Source organism: Stieleria neptunia (assembly GCF_007754155.1).
In the GTDB taxonomy this organism is placed as follows: domain Bacteria; phylum Planctomycetota; class Planctomycetia; order Pirellulales; family Pirellulaceae; genus Stieleria; species Stieleria neptunia.
Genome location: NZ_CP037423.1, coordinates 1124957 through 1147631 on the forward strand (window position 1 = coordinate 1124957; position 22675 = coordinate 1147631).

A 22675-nucleotide genomic window follows, 5' to 3' on the forward strand; every position below is an offset into this window, starting at 1 on the left:
GTATCGAAGAGATTACCGGTTCGTGCGAATCTCGGAACCGATTTCAGTGTCAAGCTGGCGGGTCAGCCCACGGAGTCGTGCTTGGTAGGCTTGTTGTTGGCTTGAGTCGCCCATGCTCTTAAGCGGCGTGACGCCCGGGAAGGCGTCCATCAGGCTCTTTGCCCCATCAAGCAGCTTTGAAACGGTCGAATCGGCCGCTGAGGTAACGCCCATGACGGTCTGCCTCGATTCGCCAGCGACGTCGGCCACCGATTGAAGCGTCGACGATCTGGAAAGCAGAGACTTTGAACGCTGAACCGCCGACGCGACCATTTCGGAGGCACGCCGCCGCACCCCTTGTCCCGAAAAGTAGTCCACCACGACACCGTCCGTGTCGCCTCGGCAGAACTTGATCCGGACCCGGCGGTCCGGGTAGACATACGTGATCGTTGATCCGCTATACGCGATCGTGGGAGCCCCGGCTGGGAGTGTAACGTTGACATACATCCGCTTTCCTGTCTTGGGATGATTGGCAACGACCGTCGTGGGTCCGCCTTCGACGATCGGCCCTTGGTACTCTCGATCTCCGTCGTAGAAGTAGCGATGAACGTGCAAAGTCGGCGGGATGTCAACCACAACTGTTCCGTCGTGGTCGCCGGGTTCCAATCGCACAGCGGGAAGCCCTTGTTCGTGGGCTCCCGGTTTGATGACGACCAACTGATTCAGGCCGATGGAGAGCGGTTCGATTGCCGTAGTGGATGGCATGCCGGCAAACGTTACAAGCAATAACGCAACGATCGCGGCGCAACGGTTTATCATTCTTGCTCCGTAATGAGACATCATCGGTCCGTCTGCTTCTCGATAACAAACTCAAAAAGATCGATCGCATCGAAGTGTTCGCGAAGTACGGCGTCGGGGCGGGAACGAAGATCCCGAATCTGCAGAGGCGTCTCTCGGTCGTGTCCGATCGCGCCGATTGGGTACACCGTGTTTCGCGAGTGGACTCGATAATCTTGGGAAACGGGGACGATTGGAATCGACTTTGGCCGCCCAGTTGACACCCAAGTAGATTGGACCGATTCCCAAATCATCGTGAGTTGCTCCCGATCATCTGTGTTCGCACCCGTGTACGCACGAAGCCGTAGCGTGACGTTGGTGCCCCTTAGTGCGGCTTCTTCGCGTCCATCAAATGCCAGGTGGCAACTGCTGGTCACCATGCCATTGTCTCGAAGTTGGACAACCATCCCGGTAACGGCCAGTCCGTCGACCGTAGTCATTCGCCGAGTTGGATAGTAAGACTTTCGTCTGACTGTCGTGCGGGAATCGTCCGGACCGGCCAATGTTGCAAGCTCCGGTTGACCGACAGAATTGATCAGATCAATGGAGACAGAATTCGCCAGCTCGTCTTCGGAATATCGGTATCCGCGAATACTCGACTGATTACATGCTCGGGCGCGACTCCAGAACAGACGTTCCGCATTAGCAACCGGTCCGATCGACAAAGTAATCACGAGGCCCGCTGCAGCGATGATTCGCTTCCATTGCATGACTTCAGTCTTTTCCGGGGCGACGACGAATGGGATTCTCCGCATTGGAAACGCGTCGAAGTTCAAGGACGCGTTTCCATACTTGGGGGAGATCGGCAACACCTGTGAGGGAAAAGAGGAAAAGTACAACGTTCGTGAGGTTTTTACCGACTTTTCCAGGTTTTCGTTTGAGCCCGCCTCGACAGGAAAGAGACGGTAGACTCGTTCTCAGGAAACTCACCGTGAACGGTTTGTCTGGGGCTACTCAGCAGAAGATAAAGTTGGCGCGTGCCAGTCAGGCGATCGTTTGTCGTTGGGCCGAACAGACGTCCAAGGGTAATATGTGGGACGACATCGTCCCGGCCATCCTCGAGATGGCCTGCAATCCCGAATCGGCGCGATCGAAAGCACCGGCGGCGCAAAAGGGAGTCCAGCGCCACCTGGCCAAAAAGATGGCGATACTGCGTGACCCACTTCGATGAAGCTCTCGCACGACACGTCTATTCCAGTGTGTACTCGACGAACAGCTTGTTGCTTGTGTCGATGTGTTTGGCGGTGGTTTGGGATTTTTTCCACTTGGTCCATTGCGCGTCGTCGGCCAGGTCACGCAGTGCTTCCTCCGTCTCGTCGTTTGACTTGGCTGGGGCCGCCCAGCCGGTGTCGGCTCGGACGACGCGGCCTTGGCATTTTTGCAGCAGACGAACGTACAGCGGTCGGGCGGGCATTTGCCAGGATCCCTTCGGGTTGCGGGACAGCGCGAGCTTGCGATCGACCGGGATGAAGGCCGTCAATTCGTCTTCGTTGGCCATCAGTTCCAAGCCCTGGCCGCGGGCCGTCGCGTTGTGGCTGGCGTGGTGTCCCACCTTGTAAAAAACGGTTCGCGACAGCAGGTCCGCGGCCGTCACCTTGCGAACCGCGCCGCCCGCGTCGGTGACGGACCAATGCAGTTCCGGGTCATGCCAGGACAGCCAATTTCCTTGCTGGGCGTCGGCGGGAAACAGCAACACCTTTCCGTCGGCGATCCGCTCGATCGCAAGCGCCAACGAGGTGTTGTTGGTCAGACTGTCGAGCTGGAGTGCGAAATGCGTGGCCGCGTTCATCCAGCCGTCGTCGACCGATCGCCAGTGCTGCTTCGCATCGCAGTAGCTGGGATACAATTGATGTTTTTGCGTTTCATCGCGAAGACGGAATCGCGAATCGAACGGCTGCTCCATTTCCGATGCCTCTTCGTCGGCAGCCGACGCCGGACTTGCCGCGGTCGCTGCGTTCAACTTCGCCGCACGTATCAGGCCGTACAGTTCGTCGCTGCCGTGCTTGCCGAGATCCTTGAGCAGTTCCTTGTCGCGGGGAGGTCCGAGCACATAAATTCGAAAGCCGGGCAACCAGTCGGCTTCGATCAGATCTCCCTGGTTGTGATAGGTCGGTTTGACGCCAAGTCCACTACGGACGAACTCCATCGCTTCGTTGACGGTCTTGGCAAAGCCCAACGGATCGTCGGACGGTTCGCCGGCAAACCCCATCAAGTCATGGACTTGCTTGCCGACCTCGGTCTCGGGTAACGCCAGAGCGATCTCCGCCAACGCCTTGCCCAAATCGTTTCTGTACTTGACGAGCGTTTTTGCATCCGGATCATCTTGGTCTTCGGTCCAGGCCAACCAGACGTGATCGACGTTGCCGACCAACGCTTTCATCGCCTTGGTCCGGAACGCGGACAGATGGTCTTGATGCTCGTGTGTCGCGACCACGACGTCTAGCCGACCGTTGTCTAGAATCGTCGATTCGAGGTGTTTGACGATGTCGTTCGTTTTGACGCCGGAGTTCTTGTTGCCCAGCGTGCCACAATCGATCAGCATGTGACGCTCGTCGCCGCCGACATCAAACGTCACCAGAAAACTGTCCCCGAGCCCCTGGCGAAACATCCGCACGCGGACGGCGGGCAGGTCGGGTTGCGTTGGTGTTTTCTTGCGTTTCGTGGACCTGCGTTTTGACGTCTTCCCTTGGGCAGCTTTTCGGGTCACGCGCTTGCGTTTTGCACTCTTGCGTTTGCTTCGTCCTGTCTTGGTCGAGGCCTGCGACGGCGTTTTGACTTTCTTACTGGCTGATTTGCGTTTTGCCATGAGAGTTGCCTAGAGGGATGGACCACGGTGGAGGAGTGCGAACGGCTCATCGTCACGTACAGACGCCTGATCGTCATGCGCGGACGACTGATCGTCATGCGCGGACGACTGATCATCTTGTGCGGGCGACTCCTTGTTGAGCGAACGGGCGCCCAAGTACGTCGCTTGCAAGGAATCGTATTCGCCCAGCGCGAATGCCTGTTGCCGTTCCAACCGCGTCGGACTCTGCAGACTCTTGCGAATGCAGTAACGCACGTTGTTGGCCCGCAGATCCGCGACCACGGTGCAACCGCCTTCAAACGACATCGTGTCACCGTGCGGGTCGTTGGGGTCCACCGGCTGTGTGGTCGTCTGCAACAGCCCCATCAACAATTGGGGCAACATGCCGCCGTCGGGGCTGATGCGGTACGCAATCCGTGCCGAATGGACTTCGAAGGACTTCTCCGGATCGAGCCCCAGGAATCGGGCATCACGCTGCGCATCCGCTCCGGATTCGAAGTGCCGGCTGAGCCATGCATGAAGCTGGTAACGCATCTCGCGTTGCAGATCAAAAATTTCTTTGCGTGATTCGGCATACAGGTGATCGGAGCCGGCGCCACGCAATTCCTTTAGGTAGTCCAACAGCATCTTGGACGGCATCGGGTCTTCCGATTCCGGCGATCGCCACCTCAAACTCCCTTCGCTTAGCGTGCGGATGCCCGGGGGATAGATGCCGCGCCGCCGGAACGCTTCGATGAACGAAACCCGGTAACCCAAATCATCGTTGGCGACAAGGTCATGGTCCGCGGTGATGATCGCGCGCAAGTACTCGCCGAACGTGATGTCGGTCGGGGGACAGTAATCCAAGGCGCGGATACACATCGTCAAAACATGCTGGGCTGAACGCGTTACCTCACGCGTCAGACGCTGAACCAGATCGGGATGGATCGCACCTGGCCGCAGGATGCCGGTGCCGCCGGTGGCCAATCGCAGCAGATCGGCGGTTCGGCGTTTGTAGATCGACAACAGGGCATCGAACACCGCCGAAACGAGGATGCGGCCACGGGCGTGGGGCTCTTGGGTGGTTTCATATTCTTGCGGATCAGGCTCGCGCAATTGCCACCCCTTTTCCCCCACCTTTCCGATCGCGTCGCGGAGGGCCATCCGCCGGCCGGTGGCGTGTCCGAATTGCGACGCCAATTGCACCAGCAAGTTTTCTTGCGCGTCGATCGACCCGCGCGTGTTGGCGATCTGGTGCGTGACCAATTCGGGAAACGTGAAGTGCTGCAGCATCGCAACGCAGTCGGCGAATCCCTCATGAAAGGCATGGACGTCGCGGTTGCTGGGCAAGAGAAACTGGCGGTGCATGCCGTCCAGCAAGGCGTGCGTGGTTTCATGGGCAATGATGTCATGCGACAGACAGGTGAAGATCCGTCCGCCCGGCAAATGGGCGCCGGGGTGATCCGAGGAGGCGTTGAAGTAGCCGAACAGCAGGGCGATCTTCGACGGCGAGTAAAAGGCATTCGCCTCGCGCAACGCATGCGGATAAACACGTAGCTGACCGACATAGTGGGCGTCGTTTTTGGGATGCACGCCTGGCTTCGGCGGTCCCGGTCGCCATAATGCCTTGCGTCCCAGAGCGCGCTCAAAGTGGTTGATCGTCAGGCTGCAAACCGAATAGACCATTTGCTGATGAAACTGCGGCGATCCTTCCGACGGCGGCAATCCGTCTTGCGCCAGCAACGCCGGGGCGTCCAGGTCGACGGGCTCATAGACGCAGCCGCTGGGCGGATCAACATCGACCACTTCCAAGTACTCGCCGACCGGTCCGGGTTTGAGCGGTTCCCAGGGCAGCTTGAGTGTGACTTCGCTGATCTCCGCCGTCTCCAAAGACGTTGCCAGACTCGGGTCGACGGCATAAGCGTGCAGGGATCGAAACGGCGGGGGCGGCGGCGTGAAACTGCCGAGCGACGGAGTGGTTTCAGACGCTTTGTCCGGCAGCGATTCTCCCGGCAGTGATTCTCCCGGCGGCAGATTTCCCGGCGGCAGATTTCCCGGCGGCAACTCGTCTGGCGGCACCGTTTCAGTCGGCCGCTTCGGCGTTTTGGGTGTTCGTACCGTCGCATCCAAGTACTCGTTGGCCCTGGCCTTGAGCACCTTGGACGCCTTGGGATGCTCGCGAACGCGTTCCATGAAGTCGATGATCTGGTTGGGTGACACGTCCTCCGCCGGGCGATCGGGATCCTCGACGGCGCTTTCCAGCGGATTGATCTGTTGAGTGTTTTCCCAGTGTTGGATCAACTGAGTCGCTTCCAGCTGAACCATCTGGTCTTCGGGAGAATCGGCAAGGCCGCGTCGAGAAAGGACGTTCAGAAACGGAAACCCGGCGGAGTCGGCGGGCGTCTTGCGGAGCGTGGTGGGGGTTGCCGGTGCAATTTCCAACGCCGTCATCGCTTGCAGCAATCCGTTGCCCAGTTTTTCGCTGCGGCCCCGGTCGGCGGTTTTGTCGGCCGACAAGAACAGCGCCCGGCGGACCGCTTCGACGCGCATCCATGGCTCGGGGTAGCGTTGCGCATCGAACAACTCCTCCGCGTGGACTTGCAGATAAAGCGCCGCGGCGGCTGCGATTTGCGGCGTCGCCGACGAAGTGCCGGCGCCATCCATGTTCACCAGTTCGTTGCAACCGATTCGAGCCCAGGGAACGTTGGGAGTGTAGGCCGAGATCGCCGTGGCCATACTCGATCGCGGCCCCCAATTGCCCTGCATCGTGCCGAAGCTGAGGTCGTAGTAAGGTTTGCGATTGGCCATCACGCCACAGGCCGCGATGACACGTCGGAACCGCGCGGGGTATACGATCTGGTGCGTGGGGACTCCGAAAAAGCCCGCCGAAAAATTGTTGCCCGCCGCCGCCACATAAATGATCCCGGCTTCGTAGGCCTGATTGACGGCATCCGCCCAAGCTTGCGATGCGACCCCGCCCATGCTCATCGAAATCACGTGCACGCGGGTGCGTTTCTTCGTGCTCAGCTGGACCGTGTATTGAATCCCTCGGGCGACACTGCTGGTCGTCAGTTGGACGACGGAATTGCCGACGCGCACCGGTACGACACGGACCTGGGGTGCTCCTCCCAGCAGGCCATCGAAGTGATACCCCGCGCCGTTGAACTGAAAACGTCCGCCGGCAAGCAGGGCCAGTGTCGCCGTGCCGTGGCCGGGGTTTCGCAGCGGGCCGGTGTTGCCGGGGTCGCGCGCATCGTCGGGTGAATCGCCGTCGATGAAGTTTCGTTGAAGTCGCTTTTCGATGAAGTCGGATGGAAGGGTTTGGTGATCGGGGTCATAGCCGGTATCCAAATGCGCGACGCGCACGATCGCCGCATCCGAACCGACCAGATCACGCGCACCGGCCAACTGGGAAAACCTGTCATCCAAGTGCCACGCGAACTCGCCCCGGCGGCCGGGCAGCTCTTGATTTTGGTCCTCAAACGCGCAAACGTCACCCGCCGCGGCCAGAGCCTCCGGTTGACCAGGTATCGTCGGCAGCCAGTCTTGCCAGAGATCCGGTTCGATCAGGTCGGGGGTCGCTCCCGAAGCCAGCCCCAATCCGCCGGCCATCATTTCACGCGTCTCGTGCACCAGGTCCCAAGGGTTGCCGCCATCGAGGGACTCCTTGGGCCGCGCCAGGATCCAGTCCTTGCCGCCGCCGCCGTCGGCAGCGAGACCGAGGTTCGAAGCGGGTGTTGAAAACAGCGGCTCGAATTCAAACTTGTTGCCGGCCGGTTTCAACGCGTCCCCCGAAGCGGCCAGTGCGCCCGATGCAGCCGCGGGCAATCGCATCAGAAAACCATTGATCGGCGATTTCGACGAGTCACTCATGGGTCAGATCATCCGAGAGGTTGGCGATGGATCGAAACGAGCATCCGTTTTGCCTGTGCACACGTGGTGGCAATTCTAGTAGAGTGCATGGGGGGAAGCTTTCTTAATCGACGGCTTTTTCGGCTTGCCGTTTGTGATAGCAGGGAGTGCTCAACGGGTTGGGGGTGCTGCCCGCCGCGTCGTGTTCGGATCGTTGCGGTCGGTGCGCCATGCGGGATGATGGAAATGAACGACAAAGTCGCCGTTGTAGGATGCGACGGCTTCGTCGAATTCGATCCTGCCGATCCGTTGCCAGTTGTCGAACCGCCAGCGTTGCCGCAGCAGACCGCGACGTTTTCCTTGGTTGGTGACATCGATGTTGAAGATCAGCTTTCGCCCGGTCGATGCGGAATTGCCGCGGTCATAAAGTTGTTCCAGAATCTCGTCACGGAAATCCAATCCGTCACCCTCGATGCGCGGCTGATCCGCAGGGACCGTCAATCGCATGAAGGCCGGCGTGCGTGTCGGTTCGTCCGCCGGCTTGCCCAGTTCGGCGATGCTGTGCAATTGGCGGATCGCCGGTTCGACATCAACAAATTTGAACAGCAGACCGCTGATCAGCAGAATCGGCGTTCCCCAGCCGCGTCGCCATGGCGTCACGTCGGGGGCGTTCCGCAATTCGGCATCATTGATGTACAGCGTTCGTTCGCCCCCCAGGTCTTCTTGGGTGATGAAGTTGGCGGTGCGCAGCGGATCGGCGTGATCCGGATCGGTGGTCGGATACAGTTTGCCGACCAGCGAAAGCGAACGCGTGTAACCGCGCCTCGATTCGGTACAGCAAGTCGAATAGCGGGCGACAATCAATGCTTCGCTGCCTGGGCGAAAGTAGCCGCTAAAGTCACTTTCGGCATCAATGATCCAGCGTCCGAACAGACAGACGCCGTTGGGGTGCAGCAGCCGTCGGAACCCGCGACGGTCGGTACCCCAACGCAGGTCGGCGCCCGAATCAACAGTGCGTTCTGCCGCGGCTTTGAGTTGCCAGGGCAAACCACGTGGCAAGATGCCACGCAAGATCCGCCCCAAGGTCACCGCATAGCAAGGCAGCTCTGGTTCACCCTGGTCGCCCCATGTCAGGTAGTAGGCATTGTGAAACAGCGCGGCTTTCACGTCCGCATAGCGTGATCCGGCGTCGTCTTTGTCGTCCGCATCGGTGCCTTGCGGTCCGAGATGGTCGCTGTCAAATTTCATGACCTACAAGTACCTGCGGCGGATTTGACGACGGTAGTACCAGCGGGCAAACAGCCATAGGGACAACGCCCAAAGCGACAGCAGCGCGATGACGATCAACGTCAACTTGACGATGCTCGCTGTGGAAAGCCGCAATGGCGGCGGTTGGGCACGCTGCGGATTAGCCGGCAACAAATACGGTGCCTTCGAAAGAAACGTTTCCGATCCGTCACTGCGTCCGTCATTGGTGGTCTGCCGTGGCCAGCGGTAACGATCATCTTGAAACGACAGTTCATACAACAACGTGTCGCCGTGCTGGGCCAGGATCGCCGCCACGTCATCGGTCAACAGTCGGCCGTTGGGAAACCCGACCGGGTAAATTGTCGAGTAGCACATCACATCGGGAACAAAGTCCCAACTCCGATAGGCAAACAGCGATCCGAAGTTGAGACGCAACAGAATGTCCCGCATCAAACTGGGATGATTGTGTTCCTCAGTGATCGCCGCGACGTGTCGACTGGGGTGCAAGGTGTTGAGCAGTTCGAACCGAGGGTTCTGGGTCCGCAGGGATCGACCGACGTGATCGATCGGGCCGCCGGAACCCTTGTGCGAGGTTGCCCAGATCAAAAAATTCGTGCGGTCGTTCGGAAACACACTGATCGGCAGACGGACCTGCATGGCAACGATGTTGGTGCCGAAAAACGCAGGGAAAATGAACGGATCGTCGTGGATGCCTGCGTCCGGACGGAGGTCGACGTCCAAGTTCTTTGGTTGCGAAAAACGCGGGTAACCCGGCTGTAGCCTGCCATCGTCGTTGAGCCGGAACTCGATCACGATGTCTTCTTTGATCTTTTCGGGATGCGGGATACTTCCGCCGTACCGCGCGAAGGCTTCGACAATCGACAGCTTGTTCTTCGTGTGGGCATGCCCGTGGTCATCCGCCGTCGGAGCCGTTGGCGGCGCTGTCGCGGACGACGCCCCGGCTTCGGAATTTGGGTCGGCATCGGTCCGTTTCGGGAACTTAACCAAACTGTGGTAGTCGATGTTGATTTTGTAGGTGTACGGTTCCAGTTTGAGCGTCGTCGAGTCGGTCAATTGACGGCGGACGCAGAGGATGAAGACGAGCGAATCGATCTGTCGGCGCTGTTCGTCGCTGAGTGGTTCACGCACGACATCGGCCAAGGGATCGTGAAGCGGCAACTTGGCTTCACGCTCAAACGGAAACGCCGGCGTGCCGTCAGCCTTGACGGGGAACACGAACAAATCCGTCAGCGCACGCTCCTGGCGTTGACGATTCAGCACATCGATCGGATCGGCGTGGTCCGACGCGGCGGCGGCAAACGGCAGCAAGACCAGGAGCAGACTGCAAAGGAATCGGGATCTGATCATGCCGGTTCTCCGTCGCTGGGCGGCAATGGAACGTTCCAAAACCAATCACTGGCAAACAGCGACGATCCGGCGTGTTCACCCAGTTTCCGATAGCTCTCCCATTGGGCTTCATCGAAGGATTGGTCACCGGTCGATTCATGCGGAAATTCCGGGTGGGTTCGATGGTAGTTGCGGACGTCGTCGGGTTCGTCTCCGGTCAGGCTGGCTTTGACATACAGCAGCAACGATCGGTTGGTCTGGGGCGCGTTCGGGTAGTGAATCCAGCACAACGCCGCGTGTGCTTGGGAAGGCCCCGATGGGTTTCCGCTGCCGTCGGCGGCGGGATGAAGCTCGTCAACGGTGTCCAGGTGATCGCGTGTCGCTTGTGAAATCACGCCGTCGGACACCAAGGCGTCCAATTCCGCGCTGGTCAACGATTCGATCCGTGCCCCGAAGTCGATTCGCACCTTGCGGACCAACTCCGCGAAGTCTTCGAATTCGTAGTTCGGGTCGGCACCGCCGTCGCACAGAATGATGCGTGGGATTTGGCGGCGAATCAGTTCGTACGCGGCCAGATTTTCGAAATAGCCTCCATCGGAAATGTGCCAAAAGCGTTCCCAGGGGCCGGGATAACGGGCGATCCATTCGGAGATCAGCAGCGATTGCGTCCCGAAGCAGCGCGGGATCAGATACAGAAAACGGCGCATCGGCGACAGGACCGGCCAGCCGATCCGGTCGGCCGCGGAGATCCCGCTGTCCCACCAGTGTCCCGTTCGCATATTCAACATGCCCATCAACAGCGCCGTGCCGAGGTGGGTCGTGCGTCCGCGGCCGGGATCGATTGCCGCCCCAGAAATTCCGATCCATTGCCGCAGCGACAGCATTTCGGCACGATCGGCGGCGCGGTTCATCTGGTCGACCAAGGGGTGCGCACGGCCGGGTTGTTTGCCGATCGGATCCAGCCCGGCGGGGACTTTCCGCGCCCCCGACCGACCGGCATGCGACGCCTCGGTCCACTCGCTGTGCCAGTGTTCGCCGACCGAAACGCCCAGCGAGCTGACCGCCATGTTCAACCCCTGGCGGTCACGTTTCCGCAGACGCGAACCGAAGTCGACGGTTTGGTTGATGGTGACGTTGATCAAATGCAACGGCCCGCCGGCTTCATGGGGGCGGTAGTCGCGAATCGAAGCCACGTCGTCTCCCTCGATGACTTCGGTCACATTGATCCCGTCGGGGCGATGTCGCGCGGGGTTGGACGCCCCCAAGTAGGCGCGTGCCAACCGCGCCGAATAGGTCTGCGACAGCGACGAACGATTGACGAAGGTGAGCGTGCTGGGCAGCGCCAGCAAGACGGTCAACGCCAACGTCCCGGCGGTCACGGCGATCCCCAGCCCAAACGTCATGCCGCCCTGGAACAAGGCATGCGAAGCGAACGAGTACGCGACCAGCGGCACCGTGAACAGAATCACCGCCAACAATCCCGCCGTCATGTCGCGCAACAGGATGCGTTTGAGCGTCGAGGGGGGGCCGCCGGCGCCTTGCTCGCGAAAAAAACCGGCCAGCCATCGCATGATGGGAATGATCGCCATGATCGCCGCTCCGAGCGACGCGAACGCTTCGGCGTACGTGATGCTGCCTTGCAATGCCCATTCCTGCAAGCCGTGTCCCAACGTATCGATCAGCGCGAACAACAACGCCGCACCGGTCAGCGCCAACGCAAGCCCCAGGTCGTACGTCAAATAGTTCCGTGTCCGCAGACGTTGCGTTTCGACGCCGCCCGAACCCGTTGCCGCTTCGCGCTCGCGTCCACGCCGCCACGCCAATTCCACTTGCCCCAGTGATGAGAACATCGCCAGCCCCAGCAGCAACGGCTCGAGTCGAAGGCCATTGGTGACGCCGATCCACAACAACACGCCCGCGACCGCAAACAGGATCACCATCGGGATCGCCTTGAACGATTCGTGCTCGTCTTGTGAGACGATCCAATAGCCAATGATCCGCGGCAAGACGAGAAACAACAGCAACAGTTCCACCAGGATGAACCAGGGGCTCAGCCACGGTCCGGCCAACGATTGCAGCAGATGGCCGATTGGCATTTCGCCCAGGTCCAGCAAGCCGGTCAGACCCCAGAATTGATCCAGCCCGCCGTAACGAATCAGATTGGCCAGACTGAATAGCGTCACGATGGCCAGACCGACGACCAGATGCAGACTGAGTAGGTTGCGTACGAACACGGCAAAATTCAGCCGTATCGCGCCGGGGCCATTGGGGGCGATGTAGTTGCCGTGGCTGCGCAACCACTCCATCGCGGGCGATTGCGACGAACTGAGCGTCTGTTCGACAAGGTCTGCCGGCGGAGTCGATTGTAACCCTCCCGCGCTGCGGATGTTTTCCGGCCGCAGACGATCGAAGCATCGACCGAGAAATGAACCGATGTAGCCTCCGCCGGAAACCGTCGACATCAGATCGATACGTCGCAACAAACGCTTGCGGGCCATGCTCTGCAACACACCCAACGCGTGCGTCGCGCTGCGAATGCCACCGCCGGAAAGCGCCAATCCGGTCACATCGCTACTCCATTGCCCCTGCTCTCCCAAGGGCGGCGCGAATCCACTCGCACGGTCGATCGCCGGAGATTCCGATGACTCTGCTGGGGTTGATTCTTCTGCGGCTGACTCTTCAGCGGTTGATTCTTCAGCGGTTGATTCTTCAGCGGTTGATTCTTCAGCGGTTGGTTCATCTGCGGTGGCAACGAACTCGGTTTGCTCGCGACGCTGCTTGATCAGTTCGGCTTCTTTCTCGCGCAGCCGGTGCGGGTAGTCAACGCTGTCTTGTTTCCCCGAACACTTGGCGTCTTCCAAGATCACGTCGGCCGCCTTTTCGCTCGCCATGTAGATATTGGCAACGATGAAGTAGCCCGGGATGCTTGGAAAGATCGACGCATCCACGACGCGCAGGTTGGCAACCCCGCGGACGCGAAACCGGCTATCCAGAACGGCGCCGTTGTCACCGTCGGGCCCCATCCGGCAGGTCCCACAGGCGTGATGTCCCCAGGCGTCACGCCGAATCCAATCATTCACCGCCGCGTCGTTGTCGAATTGCCGGCCCGGATGGATTTCCTGGGCAACCACAGACCGCGCCGACCGTAGAATCTTGCGGACGAATTTGACGCCGTGAACGATCGCGCGGAGGTCGGGGTCCGTGGCGCTGGATTGCTCGCGCAGATCCAACCCGGTTCCGAAATAATTAAAATTGATCTCGGGGGTGTCCAGCGGATCGACGCTGCGCAGCCGCACAACGCCCTCGCGGTTACGGGTGTGCGATTTCAAAATCACCCAGGTGAATCGGTCGTGATCATCGATCCGCGAGTAACCGGGCTGATAGCCGCGGAACTCCGACGGAACCCCAAAAATGAACAAGTCCGGTTTGGCCAGGTCGGGTCGCGATCGTTTAAAAATTCCCAGCACCGCGCCGTTGCTGGTGTACAGCCCCGTGCCTTCTTCGCGCCACTGTCGAAGATGGCGATCGGGGGCGTCGGGGTCGGCGGGCACCTGAAACGTCGCCCCCTCGAGCAAGCTGAAGTCCTTTTTCATCTGGCTGACGATCGAGACCTCGTAGCGGTCCTGCAGGTTCTTGCCGACACCGGACAAGGGGACCGTGCACGGAATCGATTGGTTGTCCTGTCCCGGGCGGCGGGGATCGTGAATGTTTTTTAGCATCTCGGGGTCACCGATCCCCGACAGCATCAACAACTGCGGCGTGTTGAAGGCACCGCCACAGAGGATCACTTCGCCGCCGGCGCGGACCCGGACGGAATCCGCTTGTCCGGGTTGTTGATTCGGATCGACATGGGCGCGATACAACCGTTCCCCGCGCAGCAGTTCCACACCGACGGCGGTCGGCGGGTCACCTTCCAAGATCACTTTGGTGACCAAACAATCGGTCCAGATCGTCAGTTTGTCGCCGTGCTGGGCGACCGTTTCGAGCAACCGTTCGCGTGGGCTGCTGCGGCGTCCCAGCATCGCGTAGGGCGTGCCGCGGTTTTGGTGAATCGTGGTGTCACCCCCATAAACCGACGTCGGGATCAACACCACGCCTTCGGGACTGTTGGATTGCGTTTCCCAGTGATTCGGGTCCAGCGATTGCCGGACACGACCTTTCAGCAGCGTTCGCGTCCAAGACCAGGCGCTGTCCAGACCCTCCCATTTGGAGACCCAGAGTGCCGCCTTGAGCATTTTGACGAGTTGCCGGTCGTGCAATCCGATCGACAAGTCGGTGAAACTGGTGTGCAACCATCCCCGAAAACCATGCCGTCCGCCGGTCGGGTCGGGACGCGAACCGCGGAGAAACCGCAGGCTGTTCCAAACATAGCGCCACTGGTGACGCCATTTCCGCTGGCGGCTGCGATCGGGGGGACGTTGGTAGTCGTTGTGTTCCAAATCACGAAAATAGGCTCGCATTTGGCGGCCATTCCAACTCGGGTCCTGCAGAAGCTCCGCCAGATCGTCCCAGTCCGATTCGGGGCCGGCGATCGTGATCATCGCGTTGTGAATCGTGCAGCCGCCGATGCCCGCGGCGCGGGGATAAAAGATGCCTTCGTGGGTCTCGTTTTCACCGGCGTTGGCATCCGGCGTGTGCCATTTGGGGTCCCGGTCGATTTGATCGGAAAGCTGCCCCGCGTCGTTGTGCCGGTAGTGGTCGACGAAGAACCGCCAGGACAGATCGGGATGTTCGCTCGAGGCTCCGTGCAACAACGGCACCCGCGAGACTTCGTTTCCGCCGTCACGTGGCCCCCGATGGGTGTGGTTGGATCCGGCTTCGATCACCAACACCTTTTTCCCTTCCTTGGCGAGCCGGGATGCCAGCGGCGCACCACCGGCGCCGGAACCGACGATGATGTAATCAAAACCGTCGGGGGTGTCGTTCGCCTGTTCGTCGCTCATGGTGGTCACAGTGTCTTGAGGAGCTCAATCAACGCGTTCTTGTCTTCGTCGGTCATCGAGTCGAACCAGGGGAAATAGTGCCCCTTGTCCATGACGAAGTCGGGGCATTTGTTGACGGCCATCAGCGCCGGAGCAATCTTGTCCTTCATCACTCGATCGGCTGCGTCCGGCTTGAGGTGCCGCGATTCGATTTCGGCAAGCCCGGCGATCAGCGTTGCGACACTGTCCTTTTGTGTGGCCAATTCCGCTTCGGGATTGAAGTTGGCCAGCAGGTTCACCGGTGTTCCCTTGGGAATCGGTCCGATGTTGACATCGCCCAGACGGCCGGCTTTGAAGTACACCAGTCCGCTGACGACTAGAGCGGCGATAACAAGCCCGTAGCCGCACCAGCGGGCCACGCGGCGCGACAGGGGCAACCACAACACCAGCGCGACGGCGACCAACGTCAGCACCGGCAGCAGCCAGGGATACACGTTCCGCAGCGGGGCCGCCCATTGCACGCCGCTGTAGGATCTGGCCCACCACAGCACGGCCGCCAAGACGATCGCGATGGCGACAATCAGATAGGCGACCAAGCGTTTCGATTCAATGCGGCTGACCAACAGAATGATCAGCGCACCGCCAAGAAAGATCGCCCCGGGCAGCCAGAGCGGATGGACCGAACGGAGCCACATCAGACGCGGAGATTGGTGCAGTGTTTTGACGAAGGGCAATCGATAGACGAACCCGGGCACGCGTTTCGCATCGACCCGCAAGTACGATTTCTCCGTCGTTCGCCAGATCAATCCGTGGTCGCGCCGCAGCCGTTCCGGCGTGGCGTCGTTGTAGCTGCTGCTCTGGAGACGTTTTTCGGGCCACAGCAGTTTGCGGATTGCGTCGTCAAACGCGGCCAACCGACCGTCGACCGAGGGGTCATTGTTGTAGAGGCCCAGGCTGTTGTTGTGCAGCAGCGGCGCGGTCGCCCAAATCGACATCAAACTTGGCACGCGATAGTAGCCCGGTCCGCCACCCCCGTCGCGCTTGCCCGTGCCCGGATTGATGTGTCGCGGCGAGAAGGACTGCATCGTTCCTTCATCGCCCTCGTAGGGATTGAAGAATTCGATCTCGCCGGGCGATGGCAGTTCGCGATAACTCTCCGACGCAAAGTCTTCCCACATGTGGCCGGTCATGCCGTTGGTCCCCATCGCACGCGACGCATTGGTTTTGACCAGGTTGACGGGGATGCGATAATCGGTCGAAAGATAGTTTTCGGTCCAGAACGTCGGTTCCTCGACAATCGCCTCGGCCCACGCTTGATAGCTCGGATCGTCCAGCCACTGCGCCGGGTCGTGTTCCCAAAACTCACCGTTGATCTGCGATGCGTTGCGAACCGCCAGGCGTTTGGCGACCAAGGCGTCGAAATCAGCATTCGTCGGAAACGCTTTGACGATCGCGGCGGTGCTTTCGGGTTGAATGCTGGAATGGCAGACGATGCAGTTGCGGGCGAAGGCCTTTCTGCCCCTGGCGAGTTGGCGGACGTCGATGCGTTTGGCCCGCTCGGCAGCCGACAGCGATTCAACGTCACGTTTTTCGCGTTCGGATTGACGTTTCCATCGCGCCTCTTGCTCGTCGCTGATCGGCTCCATCCGCGCTTCGCCGCCCGCGGTGGACAGCAACGGCATCGTCGGCGTGATCTTTAAAAAGTAGTCACGCAATCCCGGCACACGCTGCTCGGTCGCATTCCAATAAACCGAGTACTCCTCGCAGTCGGCCAATCGAAACGGTTTTTGATCGTCCAACCCGATGACGACTTGATGCAACTGGTTCCATTGTTCCCAGTAGCTGCCGATGTTCAGATAAACGCGGGCCAGTGCACCCCAGGTGCCGATCGAATCGGATCCGTCCAACAGGATGCGTGGCACGTGGCGCGGGTTGTCATTGGAATGCACGACTTGGTCGACCAGGTCGAGTTCCTCCGCCCGTTGGACCCACTCCGGGGGAACCACATCCTCGCCGTCGCCGGGGCGATCCGGGTTGGGGTGCTTCCACAACGACGGCAGCCGAGAACTTTCGTTGGACAGACGTTCTTGCGGGTTATAGAACGAGAGGATCGCGCGTTGCGGCAGCCCGAACACCGCGTTCATCGTGTTGGGATTGTTGATGTTGTCCGATGCGATCAACGAGGTGTCGATCGTGCCACGCGGTTGGCTTTCTAGGAGATGGTAGACAAATTGGTCGGGCGTCAACTGGCCGCCGACGGTGGCCCGCATGCTCAGGTACTGCGCGCCGATGTTGCCCGAAAGATTCGTCCAACGCGGATTGTTCACGTCGCGCGGCGGTTCGAGCGGGTGGAATGACGCATGGCAGAACGCGCAGCTCATCCCGACGCGATACGGCCGGACCAAAGTCGGGTCATTGTAGAAAGAATCGTCGTTGTAAAAGCGCTCCGCTTGCCAGCGGGCCTGGGCCGCGGCGTCGAAGTATGGATTGGGAAACAACCGCAGACCGATCACGCCGCTGGACAAACCGTACAGATCGGGCGGTGGGATGATGTCGTCGATCGACCGCTGCGACGGCTCGGACGATTCGGACTGGCCATCCCCACCGGCCCGGTATGGGGCGTCACCGGCGTAGCCAGTCTGATTGCCCGAACCGTAGGAAGCGTCTTGGTTGGTAAGGTAGCTCGACGGATAGCGATAGCCTTCGTTTTTGAACGCGTCCGGGGCACCGGTGTAGAGCGGCGGCCCGTCGTAGCCGCCCGAGGGCGCGCGTCGCTGGAGCCCGACTTGCGATTTGTGCTTGCCCGCCGCGATCGCCGCAAAGGTCTGCCGGACGTAGGCCTGTCGCCAACGGCGAACTCGATCATCGGTCGGTGAATCCAGCCACAGACCGAATTCTTCCTCACGGGCCGAGCGGGCTTGCTCCATGCCGGGCTCGTTGATCATGCCCGTTTCGGCGAACCGCTGTGCCCGCCGCCGCGAGTCGACCAGTTTCAACAGATCGATGAACCCCAGGCTGTCGGTGCACAGCCAGTCCCAAAAGCCTTCGTTGCCGGCGCACCAGGCCATCCAGGTGTTGCGGCCGATCCTCTCGTTGAGGTTCAGGTCGGCCGGCTCGACCGTCACCTCCGCCCGCACCAGCGATCCGTTGTCGTCTCGCGACCGGTCCAACAGTGGATCGGGAAATTCACTCGGCCGGGGATCCTTCTCCGCTGTGTCTTCCGTCTTCATCGCGGGTCGGCTGATCGCGTCCATCCCCGCAAAGAAGTCGGGGACGTGCGGCGAGTCATCGTTGTCGTACGGGTCGGGGTCGCGGTACGTGAAATAGGCTGCCGCGGAATCGTTGGAAACGTTTTCCGCGGTGGCTCGTTTTTTGGCGTCGTCGGTTTGCGTTTGCTTTACGGGCGTGCACGCGGTGCAAAGACAGAGGACGATGAGCGCGGTCGAGGCAAAAGCAAAAGGTGATTTCATGGTGTCATGTCATGAGCACAGTGAGAAGAGATCACTGATGCCAGTCTGACAACCGACCACGACGCTTCTACAGACGGCTCCCGGAAGCGAATGGGAAGGCCGTCGATCTCCTACCGCATGTCGCAACCGCTTGGGGCAATGGATAAACCTGGGGTTCGTCGACGCTGATCACGCCGTGAACCTGCCGCAGCGCGGATTCTTGTTTCGAATCGATTCGGCCGATGATTTTGACCGAGGACTTCATGATGGAGAGGAAGCCGGAGAAATGACCAGTGCGGTGGCTTCCGTTGGACGGCACGTTAGCCGCAAATCACCGGCCGGCTCAATTCACCGCTATCCAGCCAGTCCGCTGAAATCAGGGTCCAAAAATCTCGCGCCAGCTGATGGCGGACAAAGGCGACGGGAAGCCAACCATTCCCATTGTCTCCCCATCGTCTTCCCCAAGAACTGCGGATCAGCAGCGCGTCTTGGTCGGGGCCGTAGCGATTGGCGTGGTAACCGATGGCAACGACCGCTTGACCACCCCGCGTGGCATCATGCTCCGGGCGGAACGGAATGTCGGCGTCGAGTGTCAACGAGGAGGGAACCGAAAAGCCGAAGACGACCGGGAATCCGGCGGCGAGAAAGGATCTCACGATGGCCCAAGTCTGGTCGCCGCTGTGGTTGGGATCATTGAGCCGGACATAATAAAGGTTGGCGATCGGTTTGGCGTCGGAAAAGACAAACGGACTCGGGTCGGTGGTGAACCGATCCGCCAGGTAGGGCCAGCTCTTTTCCGCCGGCACCCCGATTTGCATCAAGGTCTTCAGCGTGCCGCGGATTTCGGCGCCCGCGTCGGCCGGTGGATGTTGCGATGCTGCCAGGCGATGGCGGGTCGCCTGATACAGGAACAGTTTCGATCCGTCGAAGGTGCGGGCGTGAATCCGTCGCTCGAAGTATTCCAGCAAGGCCAGCACGGCAAAGGCCGACGATGCATTCAGCGGTCCCTGATCATCCACGTCGGTGAAATAGACCCCGTCACTGTCACGACGTAAATCGACCACGTCCGGCAACACTACACCCGACTGGGCCGGCAAGCGTTTTAACGTTTCCATGATCTCGCAATCACGGAACGTTCGGTCGCGACCGTCGGGCAGATCAGGCTGCCAGCCGAACCCGAGTGGCACAAACGTTGACACAGCACACTCAATGGAAAACGTGAGGCAAACGCAAACCGGATCGTCGGCGAACCCTCGCAACGCAAATCCGGCACGACCATCATTGAACAAGACAGCACGTCTTTTTCAACGGAAGCCAATGGGAAGGGCGTCCAGAACGGATCGCCCGCTCTTGGGACGATGTTCCAACCTCCGCCGGCGAAGGGGCCCGCGATCGATCAGACAAATAGGACCTATTGGACCCATACGTCTTCTGTGTCCGATTGGTCCCATTGCACGGTTGTTGTCCCGGCGAGCAACGTCTGCCGCCCGGGATAAATAGGGCCACCCACCTTCCGATTTCTGGAGATGGCAGAAAAATCAGGGGCAGAAAAATAGGGTGGACGGTGGAAAGAAGTAGCCAGACAAGAAAAAGCAAAAGGGGGCACCCGGAGTTCTCAGCAGCGGGACGCAGCAGGCAGGTCGCTGACATCGCATTGCCTTTCTCTATCCGCCGATGCCGCCAGACTACTTACTCACCGGACTGAAAATTTCGTTTTCCATTGAAGCACGACAGTCCCGTATTCCAAGCCGGCGTCAATCACGGGCGTCGACGAATTCCCAGACGATGCCTTCGCCGGTGCCGTCGCCGCGGAAATGCACCAGCGGGTTGGTCTGCTTGCGATTGAGACATTTGATCGTGTCACTCAAACGGCGTTTGGCGTCCTGCTCGGGGTGCGGCGGCAGCGGGTCATCGATCCTCGGCGGCCATCCTTCTTCTTCAAACGCACACAGGATCGCTTGCTGGTTGACCGCGACCCATTTGAAACGCTTGACGATCGTTCCGCCCACGCCCAACACGCGACGCTCCGAATCCCATCGCGGGCGCTGCGCCACGCGAGGACGTCTGCCGTTGACGGCGTGCAAGCCGACACCGCCGGGCAAGACGCCACCGAGCAAAACGGCACCGGTCGCCGCGGGGCGTGGTTGAATCGCAGGCTGCGTCTCGGGGACACCGGTTTGATGGTTGGCCAACAACCCCTGCGCCAACTCGATGCCTTGATCGGTCAGCACAAAGCACGTTCGTTCGGGAAACGTCAAGTCACCCGTCGGCAAGAACGAACGCCCGTCGTCGCTCTCCAACGTCACTTCACGCTGATGTTGGACCCATCCATTTCGCACCAGCCAACGAAAATCGTTCGGTGCCAAGTTCAAAGCCGTCAACTGTTCCATTTCCACGGCAAACTGCCAGCGGTCACAATTCGATTGACATGCATAGTCGATCGCGGTCAAAAGCGGAAGAAAAGCGAGACGAACGCGATGAGGCACGTTTTCCACGTGCGATAAGATTTGATTCAATGCCATGCCCCGGCCTCGATTCGATCGGTGTTGGTGCTTCCCTTAACGGACGGACTGCCAAACCCCCCAACGGCCACGTCTGTCACTATAAGGTTGCCAGCAATGGAATTCAATGGATTTACAACCTGATTTCACGATTCACACGCTGCACACGAAACACCATCTGAACAGGTGTGCGCAATTGCAGCTCTGTTGCCTTCGAATTCGCAGCGTGGAGGGGTGGGCAGAGTCCGACGTGCGGCTTGGAGGTGCTGCTTAGGATCGAACGGAAAATAAGTGTCGGATCCTGCGAGTGGGATAGGCTTCCAGCCTGTCATTCCAGCGTCGACAGGCTGGAAGCCTATCCCACATCTTTTCCGTGCGTTGCTTAGGAAGGCGAGCGGCGTTCGTCGATCAGCTTGCCGGGTTTGCGAACGATCGTTGAACGTCTTTCGATCAAACGAAGTTGTTTTTGCCGTTGCGACGTCAATGGCACGCGTTCTGCATGTCCCTCGACGCCCCAGGCAACGCATCGCTGTCGATGTTTCGTTGTCGGTGTTCCGCTGTCTGGGACATCAACGCGATGGGGCTTCCGCCGCATCGCAAATTGGAGAACCCGTTCGGGCAAGGAGGTGCTTGTCCGACGACTCTTTCGCAACAAATCAAAGGAGACTTTTACATGCGAGTCAAAAATCTACTCTGCGTCACCGCGTTGGCTGGTGCGACCATGGCATTGCCGACCGGCAACACCACCGCGCAAGACCTCGGCCAAGCCGTTCCGACCACCCAAAACGGTCTCGGCAACGCCGTCGATAATGCGGTCCGCGGAGGAATCGGAGCCGCCGCCGATCAGATTCGGCAAGGCGGCAGCGTCCGCGGTGCGATTCAGCAAGGCGCCGACCAAGCCCTTCGACAGGGTGCTGACCAAGTGATCCGCGACGGCGTCGATCGAGCGACGCGGCAGGTTCTGCCGAACGCGAACATCAACGCCAACGCCAACATCAACGCCAACAGCAACGTCGCCGGATCCAACGTCGCCGCGCGACAACGCGCTCGATTGGGTATCGGATTGCAAAACAGCAATCAAGGCATCCGAATCACCAACGTCATGCAGGGCAGCGCCGCCGCCAGAGCGGGACTGCAACCCGGTGATGTGGTGATCAGTACCAATGGCCAAACGATCTCGTCGACCGATCAATTGGCGCGTCTGGTCCGCAACGCCGATGCCGACGCCCAATTGCAAATCAAAGTTCTCCGCAACGGGCAAGAGCAAACGGTGAACGCAACGTTGGCCGCACGCCAGAATCAGAATGATCGCTATCGCGCGAACCGACCTGCGCTGGACGGTTCGGCGAACGCCTCGGCCGCCTATGAAGCACGCATCACGGCGTTGGAAGACGAAGTGAAGCGACTGAGATCGACGATCGATCAGTTGCGTGGCGACTACAACGCCCAAGGCAATGTCCAAGGCAGCGTTCAAGGTGACGCCCAAATCAATGGCCAGGACGGCGACCAAACGCGTCGCGGTCAAAACACGTCGGCCAATGTGGATGGATCGATCGACGCCGACGCGTCACTCGATTCCGGTCTGGATGTCGATGCAAGTGGATCGGCTACGACCGATGCCGAATTGGACGGGTCGCTCGATAACTGATCCAGCGCGATCACTGATCGACACGTTTGATTCAACTGCATCCGCTCGGATGCGTTGAACACCCTCCCGCCGATGAACGCGATGCCTGGAAACAGACATTGCGATTC

11 protein-coding genes are annotated in these 22675 nt (G+C 60.0%); 2 read left to right on the plus strand and 9 right to left on the minus strand.

Translation table 11 applies throughout. The features are described from left to right. Positions 1 to 12 precede the first annotated feature (12 nt). On the minus strand, positions 13 to 798 hold the full coding sequence (locus tag Enr13x_RS03995) for a hypothetical protein (protein WP_145384806.1): 786 nt from the start codon (positions 796 to 798) through the stop codon (positions 13 to 15). A 949-nt stretch (positions 799 to 1747) separates the two neighbouring features. Here Enr13x_RS03995 and Enr13x_RS04000 point away from each other — a divergent pair. Next, positions 1748 to 1987 (plus strand): hypothetical protein, encoded by a 240-nt coding sequence (locus Enr13x_RS04000; protein WP_231744075.1) that lies wholly within the window; start codon positions 1748 to 1750, stop codon positions 1985 to 1987. An 18-nt stretch (positions 1988 to 2005) separates the two neighbouring features. Here Enr13x_RS04000 and Enr13x_RS04005 read toward each other — a convergent pair whose 3' ends face one another. The 8 genes from Enr13x_RS04005 to Enr13x_RS04040 form a co-directional block, all read right to left on the minus strand. Continuing rightward, complete coding sequence (locus Enr13x_RS04005) at positions 2006 to 3622, minus strand: MBL fold metallo-hydrolase (protein ID WP_145384808.1); 1617 nt, start codon at positions 3620 to 3622, stop codon at positions 2006 to 2008. A 9-nt stretch (positions 3623 to 3631) separates the two neighbouring features. Further along, positions 3632 to 7474 (minus strand): S8 family serine peptidase, encoded by a 3843-nt coding sequence (locus tag Enr13x_RS04010; protein WP_145384809.1) that lies wholly within the window; start codon positions 7472 to 7474, stop codon positions 3632 to 3634. Positions 7475 to 7624: 150 nt separating this feature from the next. Next, positions 7625 to 8701: a hypothetical protein gene (locus Enr13x_RS04015; RefSeq protein ID WP_145384810.1), complete on the minus strand. Its 1077-nt coding sequence runs from the start codon at positions 8699 to 8701 to the stop codon at positions 7625 to 7627. A gap of 3 nt (positions 8702 to 8704) precedes the next feature. Next, positions 8705 to 10069, minus strand: coding sequence for a hypothetical protein (locus Enr13x_RS04020; protein WP_145384811.1), 1365 nt, complete (start codon positions 10067 to 10069; stop codon positions 8705 to 8707). Beyond that, positions 10066 to 14991: a GMC oxidoreductase gene (locus tag Enr13x_RS37680; RefSeq protein WP_197455766.1), complete on the minus strand. Its 4926-nt coding sequence runs from the start codon at positions 14989 to 14991 to the stop codon at positions 10066 to 10068. The genes Enr13x_RS04020 and Enr13x_RS37680 overlap by 4 nt, the downstream gene beginning before the upstream one ends. A gap of 5 nt (positions 14992 to 14996) precedes the next feature. Next, positions 14997 to 18440, minus strand: a complete 3444-nt coding sequence (locus tag Enr13x_RS04030; RefSeq protein ID WP_145384812.1) for a DUF2339 domain-containing protein — start codon at positions 18438 to 18440, stop codon at positions 14997 to 14999. 299 nt (positions 18441 to 18739) lie between these two features. Next, positions 18740 to 19618, minus strand: a complete 879-nt coding sequence (locus Enr13x_RS04035) for a C1 family peptidase (protein WP_145384813.1) — start codon at positions 19616 to 19618, stop codon at positions 18740 to 18742. A 555-nt stretch (positions 19619 to 20173) separates the two neighbouring features. Next, entirely contained in the window at positions 20174 to 20941 is a 768-nt protein-coding gene (locus Enr13x_RS04040) for a hypothetical protein (RefSeq protein WP_145384814.1), read from the minus strand. 652 nt (positions 20942 to 21593) lie between these two features. On the opposite strand from Enr13x_RS04040, the gene Enr13x_RS04045 reads away from it, so the two are divergent. Then, positions 21594 to 22568: a S1C family serine protease gene (locus Enr13x_RS04045; RefSeq protein ID WP_197455767.1), complete on the plus strand. Its 975-nt coding sequence runs from the start codon at positions 21594 to 21596 to the stop codon at positions 22566 to 22568. Positions 22569 to 22675 lie beyond the last annotated feature (107 nt).